This is a genomic window from Paenibacillus lignilyticus (assembly GCF_017942085.1).
GTDB classification, from domain to species: domain Bacteria; phylum Bacillota; class Bacilli; order Paenibacillales; family Paenibacillaceae; genus Paenibacillus_Z; species Paenibacillus_Z lignilyticus.
The window spans coordinates 407148-423789 of sequence record NZ_JAGKSP010000002.1; the positions used below are offsets into that span (position 1 = coordinate 407148).

Here is a 16642-nt window from a genome sequence, read left to right on the forward strand (position 1 = left end):
CCGGTTCTGTTTCTCTTAAATCATACTTAGCAAAATACCTCCGGCCGCTCCGGAAATGACAACCGCCCAGGGCTGAACTTTCCAGTACACAAGCATGGTAAACAGGATCGATGCAAGCGCAAAGTCCTCAGGTCTAATAATCGCTGTCGTCCACAGCGGATTGTACAACGCGGCCAACAAAATACCGACTACTGCCGCATTTATGCCTATGAGCGCACCTTGGATGTAAGAGCTTGCGCGAAGGGAGTTCCAGAAGGGCAGAGCTCCGATGACAAGTAAAAAGGCGGGCAAAAATATGGCTATTGTAGCGACTATAGCCCCGGAGGCGCCTTTTGCCATCGCTCCCAAGTATGATGCAAAAGTAAACAGTGGACCGGGGACTGCCTGCGCCGCACCATATCCAGCGAGAAAGTCTTCTTTGCTTACCCAACCCGCAGTTACCAATTCCCGTTCTAAAAGCGGCAAAACGACATGTCCCCCGCCAAATACGAGAGAGCCCGGCCGATAAAAACGATCAATAAACGAAACCCATTCGGAACCGGTAACCTGGCCGAGCAATGGCAACGCAATTAATAGACCGAAATACAGCATCAAACAAAAAAACGCGAAAGCGCGGCTGACCTGAATGGGAAGGTTAGGCGCATCCATAACAGTCGTTGTCTTTCTATACATCCCTAAACCAAAGGCCCCCGCTGCCGCAATAAGCAGCACTTGGGTGAACGCCGACTGCCACAACAGGCTAACAGCAGCTGCGATAATGGCCATGGTTACCCTGTTTTTATCCGGCGTCAACTTTTGCCCCATGCCTACAATGGCTTGAGCTACAATAGCAACGGCCACTATTTTTAATCCGTGAATCCATCCCGCGTGGCTAATATCATATCCCTTTAACAGCAATGCGAATAATACTAAGGCAATAACTGAAGGCAGCGTAAAGCCGATCCAGGCTAAAAAACCTCCAAGAATACCGGCGCGTATAACCCCGATTCCGATGCCGACCTGACTGCTGGCCGGACCGGGAAGAAACTGGCAAAGCGCTACCAGTTCAGCATAGCTTCTCTCATCCAACCACTTACGTTTGCGAATATATTCGTTATGAAAGTAACCTAAATGAGCGATCGGTCCTCCGAAAGAAGTAAGTCCGAGTTTGGTCGATACAACCAGTACTTCCATGCGTGTTTTCCATTTTCTGTTTGGTTCGCTCTGCATTGTTGATTGGGAGGTTTTCATAGAATAGCATCTCTCTTATTTTTGACATATCATCGAAAATCGCTATTATATTATCATTTTAATCGCTGTTGTTAAAGTTAACTTTTGATGAAGCCGCGGTTGCTGCTAACCAACTAATCAGCAACCCGTGATTTTTAATTTTGACTCGAATATGAGGCTGGATCTTAATCTGCGCGTATTCCTTATTCCAATCCAATTGACTCCATTCCCTATGATGCAGTGCCTTCATTTGAAGACCAATTCCGAGCCCATCGCAATTGGGCTTCATGGGACATACCACCTTTCCATAAAATATGGCCCAATCCAACAAATAATATGTATCTTTTTCCAATTGTCCGCACGCAAACAAGACCGTTGTTCTATAATCAACAGCCTTCATGTGATCCACTATTTGGAACCCCTTTCAATTTTCCGTCCGGAATCTCCTACCACATAGTACGCTCCAAGCTCTAATTTGGCACGCAGTGTTCCACACAGTTCGCATCTCGCTTACCGCACTCCGCGAATCCTGCCAGCCTCGAAAAGCTAACGCATTAAAAATTCTAACGAATCGTAGAGGGCTTATTTAGCCCGATTTCGAGCCTGCGAAAATCTAACGAATCGTAGAAGCCTTATATCGGGGAAATTGGCTTCAAACACCAGCAAATCTATCGAATAAGACCTGTACGATTCGTTAGAACAGTAGGCACTTAAAAAGGATGAATGAGCTGCCCAAAATGACTACTCCTACACTCAACAACCTGTAAATAAAGATCAACTTTTGCGTCGGTTTGCGGCCGTCACCGTGTTTTTCGAATGATTCGTTCATTCCCTCCCACATTCCGAAGGTCCCTAGCTTCCATAGATGGCTTGGGAATACGTAGAAATACAGACCGATAATAATCAGCGCTGAAGCAATGGATATACTCAACTTCTTCCCTCTCTTCGAATCTCAGTTAGGAGTTTACATGTCAAACATCCGTAATAAAAAAACTTGTCCGCCCGTCCAAATTTTAACTTTGTAATGTAATTGTAATATTCCCTTCATATTCCTTTCATATTGAGCCCTTATAATAAACACATGACCCCCCTTTATTATATATTTTCTCTTGTGCCTGCGGATATGCCGCAGGCCTCTTTGTTTTTTACGAGACTTTGCGCGGAGAATAGTAGGAAACGGCGATATTCAGTAATTCTTTTGTAAGGATTTAAACTGCCTTTTGTGTGACTGTATCTAGCTAGCTTCATAGATGGATGTATATACACTCCCCCAGTATTTGTTATAATCAGAGGGAGTAGATATTCCCATTTAAGCAGGTGCACACCATGAATTTATATTTAGATTCACGCACAATTATCATTGTACTTGGAATCGGTTACTTATTGGCATTATCGCTCGGCAGCTCCTATTGGCTGGATCGTACGAATTTAGCATCTATAAAAAGCTACCTATTCGCGAAATGCTTGCAAATTATAGCCTGGTTTAGTATGGCGTTTCGGGGAGATATCGTACCGGACTTAGTAACCATCAGTTTCGCGAATTCTATTCTATTAGCAGGGACTGCCCTAGAAATGGTAACCCTTTTGAATCTTCATAAACCTATTGGACGCAAGACTATTATACGATATACGATTTTGACGGCATGCAGCATTATCGGCTTTCAATTGATCCTCCTTCTGCATAACAAGGAAGATGTCCGAATTGCCTATATCTCTTGGGTTACTGCAGTAATGTTAATTCCAGCCTATCGGCTCCTTCTCGAGCGAGGAACAACTATGCTTAGGAGAGTTACCGGTAGTCTATATATGATTGCAATCGTCGTTTTTGTGGCAAGAGGGATCATTGCTTTGCATTCCGTGGAATCAGCCAGTTTCTTCATTCCGGGAATCTTTCAATTGATTTCGATATTGGGGGTATTCCTGCTTACCGTTCTGGGGAGTATAGCATTTGCATTGCTTTTGAAAGAGAAAACCAATCAAGAGCTAGTGCAGTTAGCCAGCTACGATGATCTGACAGGCACACTGAACCGCAGAACGTTCACGCTTCAAGCAAAGCTGGCACTCGCACAGTACGCGAAGAAGGGGAAACCTGTCTCCTACCTGCTGTTTGATATTGATTGGTTCAAAACCATTAATGATACCTATGGCCATCACGTTGGCGACCAGGTCTTGCAGGACTTGGCGTCAAGGATCAAGCGGCGCTTGGGCAGCGAGGATTTATTTGTCCGGTATGGGGGAGACGAGTTTGGACTTATGCTCCCTGGAACGAATGAAGCTGAATCCACTCAACTAGCTGAACAGATTAAACGCTCGCTTGGCGGCTCGTTCGGCGAAGAACCGCCGGTGCCTTATTCGATTAGCATGGGTGTGCTCACGGTAGTGCCGAATAAGCACACACAGCTGGAGACGTTATATGCAACTTGCGATAAAGCCCTTTACACGGCAAAAAGTAATGGGAGAGATGGCATGTATCGCAGCCAATCTGAGCAGGTACCTGAAACGTTGGCTTCGTGTTGACGCGCGTAATCAAACTGTAATATTCCCTTCATACTTCTTTCATACTCTCCTCATCTTTTCTTCATAATCGGTCTATATAATAAGTCACATGACCCCCCTTTTAAAATATATGTTTCTCTAGTGCCTGCGGAGATGCCGCAGGCCTCTTTTTTTGCCTTCGTGCCCTTCACATCGTTCGTCCAAACGAAAAACCGCCCTCATGCTGTGAGGGCGGTTCAAACTTCATATGAATTTCCGGAGTTCGATTTCGTCGAGCATGGGAATCCCGTAAAATCCTACAAGCGGGACTGCAGGCTTGCGCTTCCTTACTTCATCAACTGCGCCAGGATGTACCGCGATTATTCGGTACCCCAGCCTTTGATAAAAGCGCATGGCATCGACATTATCATTCGTAGTGACAAGCCAAATGTGATGACTGCCAGACTGCTTTGCTATTTCTTCTACAAAAGTCAGCAGTTCTCTTCCAATCCCTTTGCCTCTGATAATGGCATTAATGCTCGTCAATTCACATTCATCATTCGTTAGCCGGTAGCTTGCTGCACCGACTCTGACAAACAAGGCTTTCAGCCAGTCCCTATCCTCACTGGTTGCAGGAGTGAGAACCTCGATAATATCCCCATTTTCTTCCATTCGCATCACCCATAATAGTTTATCGCCGAGCAACAGAAAAATTGACTGGGAGATAAAAAAAAGCGCGGCAGCCTGCCACGCTTCAAGCCTATTCTAACGATTACTTACAACGCTTTAGCCGCATCCGCAAACTGGCGTGCACGCTCTGTGAGCAGATCGAACCGTCCGCTGCGTACCCAATCCAAATTCACAAGCTTGCTGCCCATGCCAACCGCACATGCACCGGCTTTGAAATAATCCGCAATGTTGTCCAGATCGACGCCGCCCGTAGCGAGCATCGGGATTTTGTCCAGCGGAGCCCGGATTTCGGATAAGTATTTCCAGCCCAACGTGCCCATAGGGAAGATCTTCACCGCTTCGGCACCGGCTTTCCATGCACGAACAATTTCAGTCGGTGTCATCACCCCGGGCCATACCGGCACACCGTTGGAATAACCATATTCCACGACTGACTCATCCAAGTTCGGGGAGATCAGAAACTGGGAGCCTGCTGCTACGGCTTCCTTCGCCATATCCAGATCAAGAACGGTTCCGGCACCGATTCCGGCTTGGTCGCCGTATTTATCGCGCCAGCGGTTAATCATCCCGGCAGCACCTTCGGTATTCATCGTAATTTCCATCAGGGTAATGCCGCCGCTGATCAGCGCTTCGGCAGCCCGGTCTGCATATTGATCCTCGATATAACGAAAAATAGCTACAACCTTCTCTTGCTGTAATCGTTCCAGCATTTGACTCACGTTTAAGCAGCCTCCTCATCACTATGGACAATCCTATAGATCATTGTAGAACGAGACCTTTGCGAAAATCAATCCAAACCCTGCCAATAATCTCGCAAAATACGGACAAATACGTTCGGGAACGCAAGCTCCTTCATCTGTTCAGGCCCGATCCAGCGATAGTTGGCCGGTGCTTTACCTTCGGGCAGCCCGTATACGGGGGCAGTTTCCGCGGCTAATTGTACTGCGGAGGCTGACTCATCTGCAACGGCAGCATCATCGACATTGTCAGCCCCGGCTTGCTGCTGCCAGAATCCGAATTCCGCGCGGAATACCTGCATGTCCCACACGATGTGGCTGAATACATGCTCGGTTTCGCCCCACCAGCTTGTCGGCCTGACAAGCAAACCTTCCTCCGCCGATAACATGCGGCTCAGATAATCGGCTTGGGCCGCGTGGCGGTCCATCAAGCTGCCGACGCCTGCCGGTGCTGCCGCCTCTGCGATGGAAGCCGCTGCGGTTTCGAGCTCGGCCGACGCAGTCGCTGCTGCAGCGGCAGCTTTGCCGCGGCCTTTGCGCTTCGCAACGCCGCCTTCCCCGGGCAGCGCGAGCACATGCGGCAGCTCCCACATCTGGGCGAGCAAGCCGCTCTCCGGCCGCTGCCGCACGAGCAGCTTGCCTTCATGCGCGCCGCTGCCCGTAATAATGGCGGCAAGCCGCGTTTCCGGCCGCGGCAGCTTCGCCTTCGTCTTGATCGGCAGGATATGCTCTTTCCCAGCCATCCTGCCTTCGCAGTGCATCATGACCGGGCAAGTAAGACAGCCCGGTGACTTCGGTGTGCACACCAGCGCTCCGAGTTCCATGAGCGCTTGGTTAAAGTCTCCCGCTGATCCTTCGGGAATCAGCGATGCGGCCAGCTTCTCGATGCCGATCCGCGTGGACGGCTTCGCAATATCTTCCTCTAGGCAGAAATAGCGGGACAGCACGCGCATGACATTGCCGTCCACCGCCGGCTCCGGCCGATTGAACGCGATGCTCATAATCGCACCTGTCGTATACGGTCCGACTCCGCGCAATGCAGCTACCGCTTCTTTATTGTCCGGCACGACGCCTCCGTGAAGGCTTAGAACTTCGCGCGCCCCGGCCTGCAAATTCCGAGCCCGCGAATAATAGCCGAGCCCTTCCCAGCATTTCAACACCTCGGGTTCCGGGGCTTCCGCAAGCGCAGCCGCTGTCGGGAATTTCTCCATAAACCGTTCATAATACGGAATCACCGTATCCACTCGCGTTTGCTGCAGCATAATTTCAGAGACCCATACTCGGTAAGGATCACGGTTCATTCGCCACGGCAAAACACGCTTATTTGCTAAATACCACTTCAGCAGTTCGATACTGAAATATCGGGAAGCCTCCGACTCCATGATTGTTTTCATCCTCTCAGCCCAACACAACTTTTAAGATTTATTCTGTTTTTTGCTTAAGTAAATTTGCCGATAGCGGCTCGGCGTTACGCCCGTATACTGCTTGAACATCCGCGATAAATAATGATTCTGCATCCCAACCTGCTGGGCAACCTCCGAAATATTGCAATCCGGCTTCTCCAGCAGCTGCTTGGCCCGCTCCACGCGGCGCATGTTCACGTACTGAGTAGGTGCGTAACCGACGATATTTTTGAAATAGCCGATAAAATAATTCGGGTGGAGATATGCGAGTCTGGCCAAATCTTCCACGCCGATCTGTTCGGACAGATTGAGCTCGATATAGTCCAGCACACGGTCGATTTTCTCAAGCGGTTCGACCTGTTGAAGCGACTCTTCGCTTATGCCGCCGTATTCCAAATAAATAGCCATAATATCAAACAAAGCTGCCCGAATGCGCAGCTCCCGTGTAATCATCGACGATCTGTAGACGTCGATCAATCGTTCAAACAACATCCGCAGTTGAACCTGCTCCTTCGGCTCTACGATGATCGGCAGCTTAAGCAGATCGAATATTTCCATATCCCCGATGGAGGCTCGAAAATTGCACCAGTATACCGCATTCGGCGCTGATCCTGTATTAAACGATTGCTTACCGGGAGGCAGCAGCAGCAGCTGTCCGGGTTTTGTATGATACAAGCGTCCGCTTTGCATCAGCTCGCCTTCACCCTCTATAATAAACCAGAGCCTGTAAAATTCTGAAACTTGCTCCATGGCCTGTCCGTTCTTAGGCGCAGAGAATGCTGCTATGGTTACATCCGCTTGAAAGCGGTGAAAATAATTCTGTATGATCGTCTTGTAGGTGTGTTTCATTCTATTTTCACCTGCGTCTCCCACTTTTCAGATTTTGCGAGTGTACGCGCATTTCCCTATTATAGCGCACTCTTTGACCAAATGAACACCTACGTACAGCCCATGCTTTCCCGGATTCATCGACCAAAAATTCAATAATAAGTCCATCAACAGGAGGAGGAATACGCCAGCCTATGCGCTCTTCTACCAGCCAAAACATTGATTTTGCACGCTTTTTCCCGCTGCTTGCCTTGCTTATTGTGATTCTTCTGGCAGGCTGCGGCTCGTCCTCACCGACTTCGACTTCGGCCTCAAACGTGCCCAAGGTATATAAATCCAATTGCATCTCCTGCCATGGATCGGAGCTGCAAGGCCGGATGGGCGCTGCAACCAACCTGCAGCATGTCGGCAAACGAATGACGAAGGAGCAAATTACAGCTCAAATTAATAAAGGCGGCGGCGGTATGCCTGCCTTCTCCGGAAAGCTTACTCCGGACGAAGTGCAGGAGCTGGCTGGTTGGTTAAGTGCCAAGAAATAATAAAAAGACCCTTGCTTACTACAGCGGATGCATGCATAGCGCATGATGCTGTTTGAGCAGTGGGTCTTTTATTTATGATTCGCGAGTTTTTCGCTTACCGATACGCATCTGGGGCAAACCGGATGACAACGTGCTTTCATAGAACCATTTGGATGCGCCCATCTTCGGATGAGCCGGAAACAGATCGCCGGCAATCAGCGGCAGCATGCTGCCCCAAGCATCACCGTACACACCATCGGTCGGAACAAGCTCTCCGCTTCTATAATAGCGCTTGTCGTCTCGTTCAGAGTGAGCCGTCATACTTCCACCGTCCCTCTACCCTGTTTAATCCCTATTGGTATATTCCAATTATGGGCAAATGGTGACGATGCTATGCATCCGTTTTCAATCCAGCCGTTCCACAATCGCAAACGCCGAAGCCAGCGACTGATCATGCGTGATCGTGACATGGATAGTCGTCTTCGCTTGCATCAAGCCAAGCCGTTCCCAAGCACCGGCCGTCAATCGGCACACCGGCTTCCCGCTTTCATGTCGACCCACTTCGATATCGCGAAAAGAAAGCTTGCTTCCAATCCCGCAGCCAAACGCCTTGGATACCGCTTCCTTCACCGCAAACCGGCCGGCCGTAAACTCCACCAGCCGTTTCCCGCCAGCCGCTTCGGCAAGCTCCAGCTCGCGTTCGGTCAGAATTCGGCGCATAAACTTGGCGCCGCTATCGCCTTGTATCATTTTGTCCATTCGCTCAAGCGATGAAATGTCATGCCCAATTCCGATAATCACTGCCGTCTACCGCCTTACTTGTGAATGTTTCTGCACTAGGGCAGGATGAATCCATATTTTTTCCACACTCTTCCTGCCTCTTCGCTTTGCAGAAAACCTAACAGCTCCAAAGCTTCCTCTTGATGCTTCGTTTCCTTCACAACCGTTGCCGGATACACGATAGGCTTATGCGTTTCAGCGGCTACCGTTAATGCGATCGTGACTTTGGTCGATGTCCTCGCATCCGTCAAATAGACGAAACCCGCGTCCGCGTTGCCCGTCTCTACGTAGGACAGCACCTGCCTCACATCCTTTGCAAACACCACTTTAGGCTCGATCTCGTCCCAAATGTCCGCGTCTGCCAGCGACTGCTTCGTGTAACTTCCGACGGGAACGCTCTCGGGCGCGCCGATCGCAATGGTTTTGTAGGAGGCATCGGTTAATTCAGCGAGCTCGGAAGGCTTTGCTGATGTTGCATCATTGGGCTTCTTGGGCACAATCAAGACCAGCTCGTTTCGCAGCAAAATCGGACTTACGCCTACCAGTCCCTTGTTCCGGAGGGCCTCCATCTGATTCTGACCCGCGGAAATGTACAGGTCCACCGGAGCTCCTTGCTCAATCTGCTGCTGCAGTGCACCCGATGCTCCGAAATTGTACGTGATTCGCACATCGTGCTGCTCTTCGTAGGTCGTTTTCAGTTCGGTGAGCGCGTCCTTCAAGCTCGCTGCGGCCGATACGGTTAGCTCAACCGGTTGCTTGGGTGGTTTGCTGCAGGAAGACAAGCTTACGCTCAGCAGTATGATAATGAGCAATCTAGCTAATCGATACGATCTGTTCATGTTCATCTCCGGGATACACACACGCTAGCGGATAACGCCGATATGTGCCAATCTAAAGTTCGTCCCCTTGCATTCCGGACCGTCGCCGTGCGTGACTTCCAGCTCCAATTTGTGAGTGCCCTGCGGCAGCTCATCGCCTAGGAAGCAGGCTCGATACCAGCCGTCATCCCCGCACCAATCCGGGCGCTCGCGCGACATGGCCACCCAGTCTCCACCGTCAATACGGTAACGAAATTCGGACGACATTTTGCCAAAATCAAACCCCAGCGACAATCCGCGTCCTTCGAAAGTAAAGGACAGCTTCGCGCCTACTGCCGCCGTCTCCAGCACTTGGTCGATCCATTCATAGAACGGCCAGCGACGGATGGCCCATGGGCCTTCGGTTTGTACTTGCGCGAGCGGCAGCAGTTCCGCGGCTCCCCAGTGCTGCGGATGCAGCGGTGCAGGAAGGGGCTCGTTCGCCGAGCCAGGGGCGGCACGTGCAGCTGTGGTCGCCTCCCCCAGCAGCTCTTTCTCCAGAAAAGCGATAATGCTCTGCCCGTAGCTTAAGCTGCCTCTGTGGGTTGGATGCAAGCCGTCCGGCAGCCACTCTTCCCAGCGCATCCGGCCTTTGCGGACTTCTTCAAGCGCGTACAGTCCCATCCATACCGAGCCTGTCCCGTAGTAATCGGCGAGCTCTTCCAGCTCGGCGATCGAATCGGGCACGCCACCTTCGCTCATTACCGCATACATCGCCAGCATAAACGTATGTGCGAGCACGATATCGCGGTCTCCATCCGCAAGCAGCTTCCGGAGTAACCCTTCTCTTGTGCGTCTTCTTTGATCCGATGGATCGCCGAAATCATTTACGGCATAATCGATAAACACGAGCTGGCAGCCACGATCGATAAGATCGCGTTTTGCACGAAATACGGCAAGCTCGCTGCCGGTTGCGCCGATCGCCGCATTTTCAACGACAATTCTTGCTTCGGGGTAGTGCTCGACCAGCCAGGCAATGACGGGCTCCGGCCAATTGTGCCGCGTGCGCGCATCTGTAATCGAACCGCCGATAAAACCAACCGTCAATCGTCCCTCCGACAGTGCCTTGCGCGTATGTACTAATGGATTGCGATGTTTCCACACGGCTGCATTCATTCGTTGAACTTCCTCCCCATGAGGTTCATTTAAACTCATCCAACTTCGACCCGCGGTGCTGCTGCATATCCATGATGATTTGCGTTGCTTTCCTTATCATACCACTTGTCCTGTGTAGTTTCATGGCGAAATGCTTATAAAACTTCGTCTCGAAACCTTTGTGATAGTTATAATGCCATGCTACAATCATCATAGCAAATCATTAGGTTGTGAAGCACACACCGCTCGATTGGACGCGTCTGTCCGATTGTGGCGGTTTTTTTATGTTCATTTCGAGGGAGGATGAGTGGAATGTCGTTTCAAGCTGCGTATCAACTATGGATGGAGCGTCAGTTGCTGGTGCAGAAGGGGGAAGGAAGACACAGGCTAGAGGAGGGCCAGGGCCATTCGGAGCGACTGTTTCTGCAGCAAGTGTGGTATCCGGCAATTCGGAGTTTCGATCATTTATTCGGTGAATACGAGGTGGCTGATTTCAAGGATGGTTCGCGGTATTTGGACTTTGCTTACATTCGAGAACCGATCAAGCTGGCCATCGAAATCGACGGGTATGGCCCCCATTCGGCCAAAGTCAGCCGTTGGCAATTCTCCGACTCCTTAATGCGCCAAAACCATCTCATCATCGACGGCTGGCAGCTCCTTCGCTTCTCCTACGATGACATCGCTGAACGTCCGCGCATGTGTGAGCAAATTCTCCAGCAGTTTATGGGCTGCTGGCTTGGTGGCGTCTACCACCGCGGACGCCCGCGCGGAGCGTCGGAGCTGCTCGAGGCGGAGGTACTTCGCTACGGCCTACGCTTAAATCGGCCATTGCGACCGAGGGATGTGATGGAGTTGTTGCAGATTAGTAGGGAGAAAGCTTATCATCTACTACATCAGATGCTGCTTAACAATCTTCTGCGCCCAGCTGGCAAAGGCACCAAGACGATTCGCAGCTTCCTCATCAATCGTGAACAATTAGGGGATCGGCGGTGAGAGTCGGTTTTCGCGACTCTCACCACCTGGGTCGGGGGATCTGGGGTTAGTTTGGACGCTGAGAGTCGGATTTTTCTACTCTCAGCTGCATTTTCTCTTGGTTTTAGCGGTGAGAGTCGGTTTTCGCGACTCTCAGCTACCAGGACGGGGAATCTGGGGTTAGTTTGGACGCTGAGAGTCGGATTTTTCTACTCTCAGCTGCATTTTCTCTTGGTTTTGGCGGTGAGAATCGGTTTTTGCGACTCTCAGCTACCAGGACGGGGAATCTGGGGTTGGTTTGGACGCTGAGAGTCGGATTTTTCTACTCTCAGCTGCATTTTCTCTTGGTTTTGGTGGTGAGAATCGGTTTTTGCGACTCTCAGCTACCAGGACGGGGAATCTGGGGTTGGTTTTGGTGCTGAGAGTTCCATTTTGCGACTCTCACCTACCGGGACGGGGATCTGGGATTAGTTTGGACGCTGAGAGTCGGATTTTCCTACTCTCAACTGCATTTTCTCTTGGTTTTGGCGGTGAGAGTCGGTTTGGGCAACTCTCATCAACCGGAACGGGAGGCTGGAGTTAGTTTGAATGTTGAAGCAAAAACCGCCCCGCCGAGAATCGGCGGGGCGGTTTTTGCATTAGATACCCGGAATCGGGTCACGTTTGTGGGCGGTTTTGATGAATTGCTTCTCGAGCTTCTCCCGAGTAGCATCGTCGATTTGTTTGCCTTCGAGGTAGGAGCTGTTGTCATCGTAAGTGATGCCGAGCTCGTTCTCGTCGGTTTGGCCGTCCCAGAGGCCGGCAGTCGGTGCCTTGGTGACGACTGCGCCCGGTACGCCGAGAGCAGCTGCCAGCTGGCGGACTTGCCGCTTGTTCAAGGACGTGAGCGGCGTAATATCGACCGCGCCGTCGCCCCATTTGGTGTAGAAGCCGGTGACCGCTTCGGATGCATGGTCAGTCCCCACCACCAGCAGGTTCAGCTCGAATGCGAGCGCATATTGCGTCACCATGCGGGTGCGGGCTTTCACGTTGCCTTTGCCCCCGCGGCTGATGTGGCGCGAAATGCCGATCGACTTCATGCTGTGTTCCACTTCAAGGGCAATCTCATCGACGGCCTCTTGAATGTTGGTTTCGACGCGATATTTCAGATTGAACGCTTCCGCAACCGCGTAGCTGTCTGCAATATCGACCTGATCACCGTAAGGCTGAAACACGCCTAGTGTCATATATTCTTTGCCCGTCTCAGCGGACAATTCATCTGTTGCTTTCTTGCAGAGACCTGTTGCTACCGCGCTGTCGATCCCGCCGCTGATCGCAATGAGCAGCCCCGTCGTGCCGGACTTGCGCACGTATTCCTTGAGGAAATCAACGCGACGGCGAATTTCCTGCTCTGGATCGATTTCAGGCTTTACGCCCAATTGCTTAATGATTTCGTCCTGCAAGCTCATCCCCATGTCTCCTTACACCTCTTAACGGCAGAAACGCTCGAAAGCAGATGTCAAATCTGCAGCAATGTCAGCAGCCGAACGGTTCTCGATTTGATGGCGTTCAATGAAATGAACGAGTTCTCCGTCTTTCATCAATGCGATGGATGGCGAAGACGGCGGGTATGGCGCGAAGAATTCACGCGCTTTCGCAGTTGCTTCTTTATCTTGGCCGGCAAATACCGTGTACAGGTGATCCGGGGTGATGTCATGCTGCAACGCTTGCGCTACGCCCGGACGGCATTGTCCTGCAGCACAGCCGCAAACGGAGTTCACGACAACAAGCGCAGTTCCCTTGGAATCCGTCAATTTAGCAGCAACCTCGTCAGGTGTACGAAGCTCCTCAATTCCGATTCGAGTTAGGTCATCGCGCATTGGCTGCACCATATCCACCATGTATTTTTCAAAAGACATCGACATGAATAATCGCTCCTTAAAAGTTCATTTTTCTTTCTATTATACGCCCCGCTCAATTTGAAAGCAAAGAAAAAGCAACCGGACCCGCGCCCGATTGCTTCCTGTTTACCGCTTTACTTATCCTCAGCAGGCTCATTCTCCGCGATTCCGGAAGCCGCATTCTTATCTTCATGCAGAAAAATGCCGCCTTGCGGAAGGATCCCTTGTTCAAAATAATCCCGGTTCTCGCTTGTCAGAAAACCGATATCCTTAAACGGATGCACCCACTCGCTGCCCGCCATAACGGCCGGATCCGTTTCCTCCGTCCACTGATTGAGCGGAGAATTCGGCGATTCATAGTTATGATCGCCGATAACGACGCCGCTGCTGTTCACAAACGGTCCCCGAGGCCCACGATTATCGCGAAACTGAGGCAGAAAGTTGATTTCAAAAGGATCCAAATCCGGATCATCCTTGCTGAAAGCAAGCGGATGGGAATCCAAATCCCGCTCTTTATCCTTGCTCATACTAAGTCCCCCTTAGTCCGCAGGGCGATTAGGGCCGTCTAATTTCTTGTCGTAACCTTCCGATTCCGGAGCTTTACCGCTGCTGCGCTGCTTGTTGCTTGCTGCGGCATCCTGTGCCCCGGCATTGTGCTGCTTTTGTTTGTTTCCCAATGCTGGCACCCCCTTCCACCGCTAGTATGCGCGGGGGACAATCAGCTTATCCGTACCTTCCGGGGCATGAAAATACCGATAAACGACAACGCGATAAACAGCCATTGCAGCGTCGTCAAACCTAAGGTCAACGCCGGCAAAGTCCCGGGATGATAGACAGCAAACAAACTAACAGACAATCCGCCTATACCTGTTCCAAGCAGACTGATCGATGCTGACTCCCCGCTCCCGATTCGACTCGAAGCGCCGGTGCGAAACAAAACGCCGTACACGCAAGCGATCAGCAGCGCATAAGGGATCCCGTAAGGAAAATCCGTTACAAGCGTCCACACGAAGCAGCCGGGCAAAATCGCATAAGGCCACACATCCAGCTGTTTCTTAAGCGGGATTTTACGTTTCCGGCCTGCGTATCCGATATACGCGCAAGCAAGAACAAAGCCAAAAGCCGTATCAACCCCACTGCCGCGAACGAGCAGCAGTGCACTTGGCCGTTCCCAGAGTATCTCCGGATCTCGGATAAGAAAAGCCAGCTTCCAGCCGATAATCGTGCAAATAACGGCATTCAATCCGATATCCAGCCAATTGGTTTCATTTTGAAGGGATGAACGCGAAATCCAAAACTTAAAGAGGGCCAGTCCAACTGCCGCAGATAGAAGACCCGCCAGCAGCATCGCATCCAGACGTAAAGGACCGATTTCGATCGCTTCAGACATGTTCGGTTTCTCCTTAGTAGCTGCTTAGCGCAGCGGCGGCTTCATTATGATTGCGGCTTCTGTCGATCTTGACGATGAACGTCGTACCGATTCCTTCTTCGGAGTCCACTTGAATGCCGCCGCCGTGACGCTCGATAATACTCAGACATAGCGGTAAGCCAAGGCCTGTACCGCGGGATTTTGTCGTGAAGAAGGGTTCAAACAGCCGTTCCAGCTTTTCTTTCGGAATGCCGCTGCCGTTATCGTTTACTCGAAGCTCCACATAATCCGTATGCGATTCGGTCTGGATCGTCAATACGCCATGCTGATCCATGGCCTCCATCCCGTTGCGGGCCAGGTTCAAGATCAGCTGCTTCATCTCTTTCTCATTCAACATTAAAGCCGGAATTCTCTCCGCCAAACGCAGCTCAATGGACTGTCCTCGCAAATTGGCATCTGCCCAGAGCAGCGGCATGATCTCGTTTAGGATATCATGCAGGGAGCAGCTTTCTTTCTCAATGATCCGATTCTGAGCCAAGGAAAGAAAGTCGTTAATAATACTGTTCGCTCGATCGAGCTCGTCCATTACAATGCGGAAATATTCCTGTTGATGCTCCGGGCTGCGCTCCCGCATTAATTGCACGAAGCCCCGGATAACAGCCATCGGGTTGCGGATTTCATGGGTAATGCTTGCCGCCATCTGACCGACCAAGCTTAAGCGTTCCATCCGCCCAATCTCGTCGCGCAGACGGCTAAGCTCTGTTATATCGTGTGCGATGAGAGCGGCTCCGATAATTTCGTTATTTTGCATATCGCGTACGCAGATGCCGGAGTTGACGTACATTTTGCCCTGCTCCTGCACGTATTCCGTCGTCAGACGATGCCCATTGAGTGCCTGATAGAGCAGCCTGCCAAGGACATCCTTCTCGATATGATCGTACATGATGGTAAACGGCTGGCCGAGCAGCTCGTGACGCCGTTTGCCCCCTACTTTATCACGCAAGAGATGAATCGCCATTTCGTTGATATGGGTTATCGTTCCCTGCTGATCGACGAAGATGACGCCGAGCGGCGTTTCATCGATAAATTGCTGAAGCTTCTGAACCTCAATGCGGTAGTTGTTGGAAATGCCATTGAGCTCGTATGCGGTCATCTGCCTGCGGATGAAATTCTCTGCAAAGGTCAGCATCATCCACATCACCAAAAAGTAGAGAAGCTCATGGCCGATGAAGTAGAAGAGGTCAGTTGGGCTCAGGTCTGGTCGTTCGGCCCAATCATAGTAAATGAAGGCGCTTGCGCGAATCAATAAAATGACGGCAGTCGAAGCCATCACGATCTTAAGCTTGCGTTGTCTGGAGAAGTTCAGGAAGCCTTTGTGGTATTTGTAAATAATGGGGAATAGCAGCAGCAGCATGCCGACAGCATCGATCCAAACCCAGAATCCATCCATCATATACAGTTCCGCTACGATGAATATGGTCGCTAATGGGATCAACACGCCTATACCGCCGTACAACGATCCGACCAGAAGAGGTGCATAATGGTAATCTAAGTAGAACTCTTTGATTTCAACACAGACCTCCAGCCCAAGAAGGACGCAGACTCCACAAATGAGGATGAGAATGATGGGAATATTTTTGCGCGGTTTCGAATAATCGTACCAAACTTGAAAGGCGAATACGGGCATTAAAGCTACGATAATTTGCAGGAGAATAAGCTTCCACACAAAAACAAGTCCCACCTTCCTACTAGCGCCTAGAAACCCAGTATATGTAATAGAGAAAACCTGTTAATCCGATTAAAACATAGGTCTTGGAAATTTACAACGT

The 16642-nt window shown here is 50.7% G+C and carries 20 protein-coding genes; 3 read left to right on the plus strand and 17 right to left on the minus strand.

The features are described from left to right. Positions 1–15: 15 nt before the first annotated feature. The 3 genes from I8J30_RS07020 to I8J30_RS34385 all read right to left on the minus strand — a co-directional run bounded on the left by I8J30_RS07020 (position 16) and on the right by I8J30_RS34385 (position 2140). On the minus strand, positions 16–1230 hold the full coding sequence (locus tag I8J30_RS07020) for a chromate transporter (protein ID WP_240547893.1): 1215 nt from the start codon (positions 1228–1230) through the stop codon (positions 16–18). 58 nt (positions 1231–1288) lie between these two features. Further along, entirely contained in the window at positions 1289–1609 is a 321-nt protein-coding gene (locus I8J30_RS07025) for a Ger(x)C family spore germination C-terminal domain-containing protein (protein ID WP_240547959.1), read from the minus strand. Positions 1610–1903: 294 nt separating this feature from the next. Continuing rightward, positions 1904–2140: a DUF6199 family natural product biosynthesis protein gene (locus I8J30_RS34385; RefSeq protein ID WP_476703947.1), complete on the minus strand. Its 237-nt coding sequence runs from the start codon at positions 2138–2140 to the stop codon at positions 1904–1906. Positions 2141–2985: 845 nt separating this feature from the next. Here I8J30_RS34385 and I8J30_RS07030 point away from each other — a divergent pair. Then, positions 2986–3726, plus strand: a complete 741-nt coding sequence (locus I8J30_RS07030) for a GGDEF domain-containing protein (protein ID WP_210656669.1) — start codon at positions 2986–2988, stop codon at positions 3724–3726. Positions 3727–3948: 222 nt separating this feature from the next. On the opposite strand, the gene I8J30_RS07035 is transcribed toward I8J30_RS07030, so the two are convergent. From I8J30_RS07035 to I8J30_RS07050, 4 genes are all read right to left on the minus strand, one after another. Then, on the minus strand, positions 3949–4356 hold the full coding sequence (locus I8J30_RS07035; protein ID WP_210656670.1) for a GNAT family N-acetyltransferase: 408 nt from the start codon (positions 4354–4356) through the stop codon (positions 3949–3951). Between the two features lie 104 nt (positions 4357–4460). Then, positions 4461–5093 (minus strand): bifunctional 4-hydroxy-2-oxoglutarate aldolase/2-dehydro-3-deoxy-phosphogluconate aldolase, encoded by a 633-nt coding sequence (locus tag I8J30_RS07040; RefSeq protein WP_210656671.1) that lies wholly within the window; start codon positions 5091–5093, stop codon positions 4461–4463. A gap of 68 nt (positions 5094–5161) precedes the next feature. Then, positions 5162–6493 (minus strand): A/G-specific adenine glycosylase, encoded by a 1332-nt coding sequence (gene mutY / locus I8J30_RS07045; RefSeq protein ID WP_240547894.1) that lies wholly within the window; start codon positions 6491–6493, stop codon positions 5162–5164. Positions 6494–6526: 33 nt separating this feature from the next. Next, on the minus strand, positions 6527–7363 hold the full coding sequence (locus I8J30_RS07050) for an AraC family transcriptional regulator (protein WP_210656673.1): 837 nt from the start codon (positions 7361–7363) through the stop codon (positions 6527–6529). Between the two features lie 173 nt (positions 7364–7536). Between I8J30_RS07050 and I8J30_RS07055 the strand changes: the two genes are divergently transcribed. Continuing rightward, positions 7537–7881: a c-type cytochrome gene (locus tag I8J30_RS07055; protein WP_210656674.1), complete on the plus strand. Its 345-nt coding sequence runs from the start codon at positions 7537–7539 to the stop codon at positions 7879–7881. A gap of 72 nt (positions 7882–7953) precedes the next feature. Here I8J30_RS07055 and I8J30_RS07060 read toward each other — a convergent pair whose 3' ends face one another. From I8J30_RS07060 to I8J30_RS07075, 4 genes are all read right to left on the minus strand, one after another. After that, entirely contained in the window at positions 7954–8181 is a 228-nt protein-coding gene (locus I8J30_RS07060) for a hypothetical protein (protein WP_210656676.1), read from the minus strand. 84 nt (positions 8182–8265) lie between these two features. Further along, positions 8266–8661 (minus strand): holo-ACP synthase, encoded by a 396-nt coding sequence (gene acpS, locus I8J30_RS07065; protein ID WP_210656678.1) that lies wholly within the window; start codon positions 8659–8661, stop codon positions 8266–8268. 35 nt (positions 8662–8696) lie between these two features. Further along, a complete protein-coding gene (gene modA / locus I8J30_RS07070) occupies positions 8697–9479 on the minus strand; it encodes a molybdate ABC transporter substrate-binding protein (protein WP_210656681.1) in 783 nt (260 codons plus the stop codon). 24 nt (positions 9480–9503) lie between these two features. Next, the gene (locus tag I8J30_RS07075; RefSeq protein ID WP_210656683.1) at positions 9504–10613 is read right to left on the minus strand and encodes an SGNH/GDSL hydrolase family protein; all 1110 of its coding nucleotides are present in this window, start codon (positions 10611–10613) and stop codon (positions 9504–9506) included. A gap of 291 nt (positions 10614–10904) precedes the next feature. Between I8J30_RS07075 and I8J30_RS07080 the strand changes: the two genes are divergently transcribed. Then, complete coding sequence (locus tag I8J30_RS07080) at positions 10905–11585, plus strand: DNA-binding response regulator (RefSeq protein ID WP_240547895.1); 681 nt, start codon at positions 10905–10907, stop codon at positions 11583–11585. Positions 11586–12202: 617 nt separating this feature from the next. Here the strand turns inward: I8J30_RS07080 and nadE are convergent. The 6 genes from nadE to I8J30_RS07110 all read right to left on the minus strand — a co-directional run bounded on the left by nadE (position 12203) and on the right by I8J30_RS07110 (position 16539). Continuing rightward, positions 12203–13012 (minus strand): ammonia-dependent NAD(+) synthetase, encoded by an 810-nt coding sequence (gene nadE / locus I8J30_RS07085; RefSeq protein WP_210656685.1) that lies wholly within the window; start codon positions 13010–13012, stop codon positions 12203–12205. Between the two features lie 21 nt (positions 13013–13033). Next, positions 13034–13468, minus strand: a complete 435-nt coding sequence (locus I8J30_RS07090; RefSeq protein WP_091221603.1) for a BrxA/BrxB family bacilliredoxin — start codon at positions 13466–13468, stop codon at positions 13034–13036. Between the two features lie 110 nt (positions 13469–13578). Beyond that, positions 13579–13971: a DUF3905 domain-containing protein gene (locus I8J30_RS07095; protein WP_210656687.1), complete on the minus strand. Its 393-nt coding sequence runs from the start codon at positions 13969–13971 to the stop codon at positions 13579–13581. 12 nt (positions 13972–13983) lie between these two features. Then, entirely contained in the window at positions 13984–14121 is a 138-nt protein-coding gene (locus tag I8J30_RS07100) for a hypothetical protein (RefSeq protein WP_177245916.1), read from the minus strand. 41 nt (positions 14122–14162) lie between these two features. After that, complete coding sequence (locus I8J30_RS07105) at positions 14163–14834, minus strand: hypothetical protein (protein WP_210656689.1); 672 nt, start codon at positions 14832–14834, stop codon at positions 14163–14165. A 13-nt stretch (positions 14835–14847) separates the two neighbouring features. Continuing rightward, positions 14848–16539, minus strand: a complete 1692-nt coding sequence (locus I8J30_RS07110) for a two-component system sensor histidine kinase NtrB (protein ID WP_210656691.1) — start codon at positions 16537–16539, stop codon at positions 14848–14850. Between the last annotated feature and the right edge of the window lie 103 nt (positions 16540–16642).

What these genes read in the sequence shown, in the direction of transcription:
- I8J30_RS07105 (WP_210656689.1), bottom strand. Translation starts at nt 14,834, where the DNA reads ATGTCTGAAGCGATCGAAATCGGTCCTTTACGTCTGGATGCGATGCTG.
- I8J30_RS07060 (WP_210656676.1), bottom strand. Translation starts at nt 8,181, where the DNA reads ATGACGGCTCACTCTGAACGAGACGACAAGCGCTATTATAGAAGCGGA.
- I8J30_RS07050 (WP_210656673.1), bottom strand. Translation starts at nt 7,363, where the DNA reads ATGAAACACACCTACAAGACGATCATACAGAATTATTTTCACCGCTTT.
- I8J30_RS07090 (WP_091221603.1), bottom strand. Translation starts at nt 13,468, where the DNA reads ATGTCGATGTCTTTTGAAAAATACATGGTGGATATGGTGCAGCCAATG.
- nadE (WP_210656685.1), bottom strand. Translation starts at nt 13,012, where the DNA reads ATGAGCTTGCAGGACGAAATCATTAAGCAATTGGGCGTAAAGCCTGAA.
- I8J30_RS07055 (WP_210656674.1), top strand. Translation starts at nt 7,537, where the DNA reads ATGCGCTCTTCTACCAGCCAAAACATTGATTTTGCACGCTTTTTCCCG.
- I8J30_RS07030 (WP_210656669.1), top strand. Translation starts at nt 2,986, where the DNA reads ATGCTTAGGAGAGTTACCGGTAGTCTATATATGATTGCAATCGTCGTT.
- I8J30_RS07095 (WP_210656687.1), bottom strand. Translation starts at nt 13,971, where the DNA reads ATGAGCAAGGATAAAGAGCGGGATTTGGATTCCCATCCGCTTGCTTTC.
- mutY (WP_240547894.1), bottom strand. Translation starts at nt 6,493, where the DNA reads ATGGAGTCGGAGGCTTCCCGATATTTCAGTATCGAACTGCTGAAGTGG.
- I8J30_RS07035 (WP_210656670.1), bottom strand. Translation starts at nt 4,356, where the DNA reads ATGGAAGAAAATGGGGATATTATCGAGGTTCTCACTCCTGCAACCAGT.
- I8J30_RS07080 (WP_240547895.1), top strand. Translation starts at nt 10,905, where the DNA reads ATGTCGTTTCAAGCTGCGTATCAACTATGGATGGAGCGTCAGTTGCTG.
- I8J30_RS07020 (WP_240547893.1), bottom strand. Translation starts at nt 1,230, where the DNA reads ATGAAAACCTCCCAATCAACAATGCAGAGCGAACCAAACAGAAAATGG.
- I8J30_RS07075 (WP_210656683.1), bottom strand. Translation starts at nt 10,613, where the DNA reads ATGAATGCAGCCGTGTGGAAACATCGCAATCCATTAGTACATACGCGC.
- I8J30_RS07025 (WP_240547959.1), bottom strand. Translation starts at nt 1,609, where the DNA reads ATGAAGGCTGTTGATTATAGAACAACGGTCTTGTTTGCGTGCGGACAA.
- modA (WP_210656681.1), bottom strand. Translation starts at nt 9,479, where the DNA reads ATGAACAGATCGTATCGATTAGCTAGATTGCTCATTATCATACTGCTG.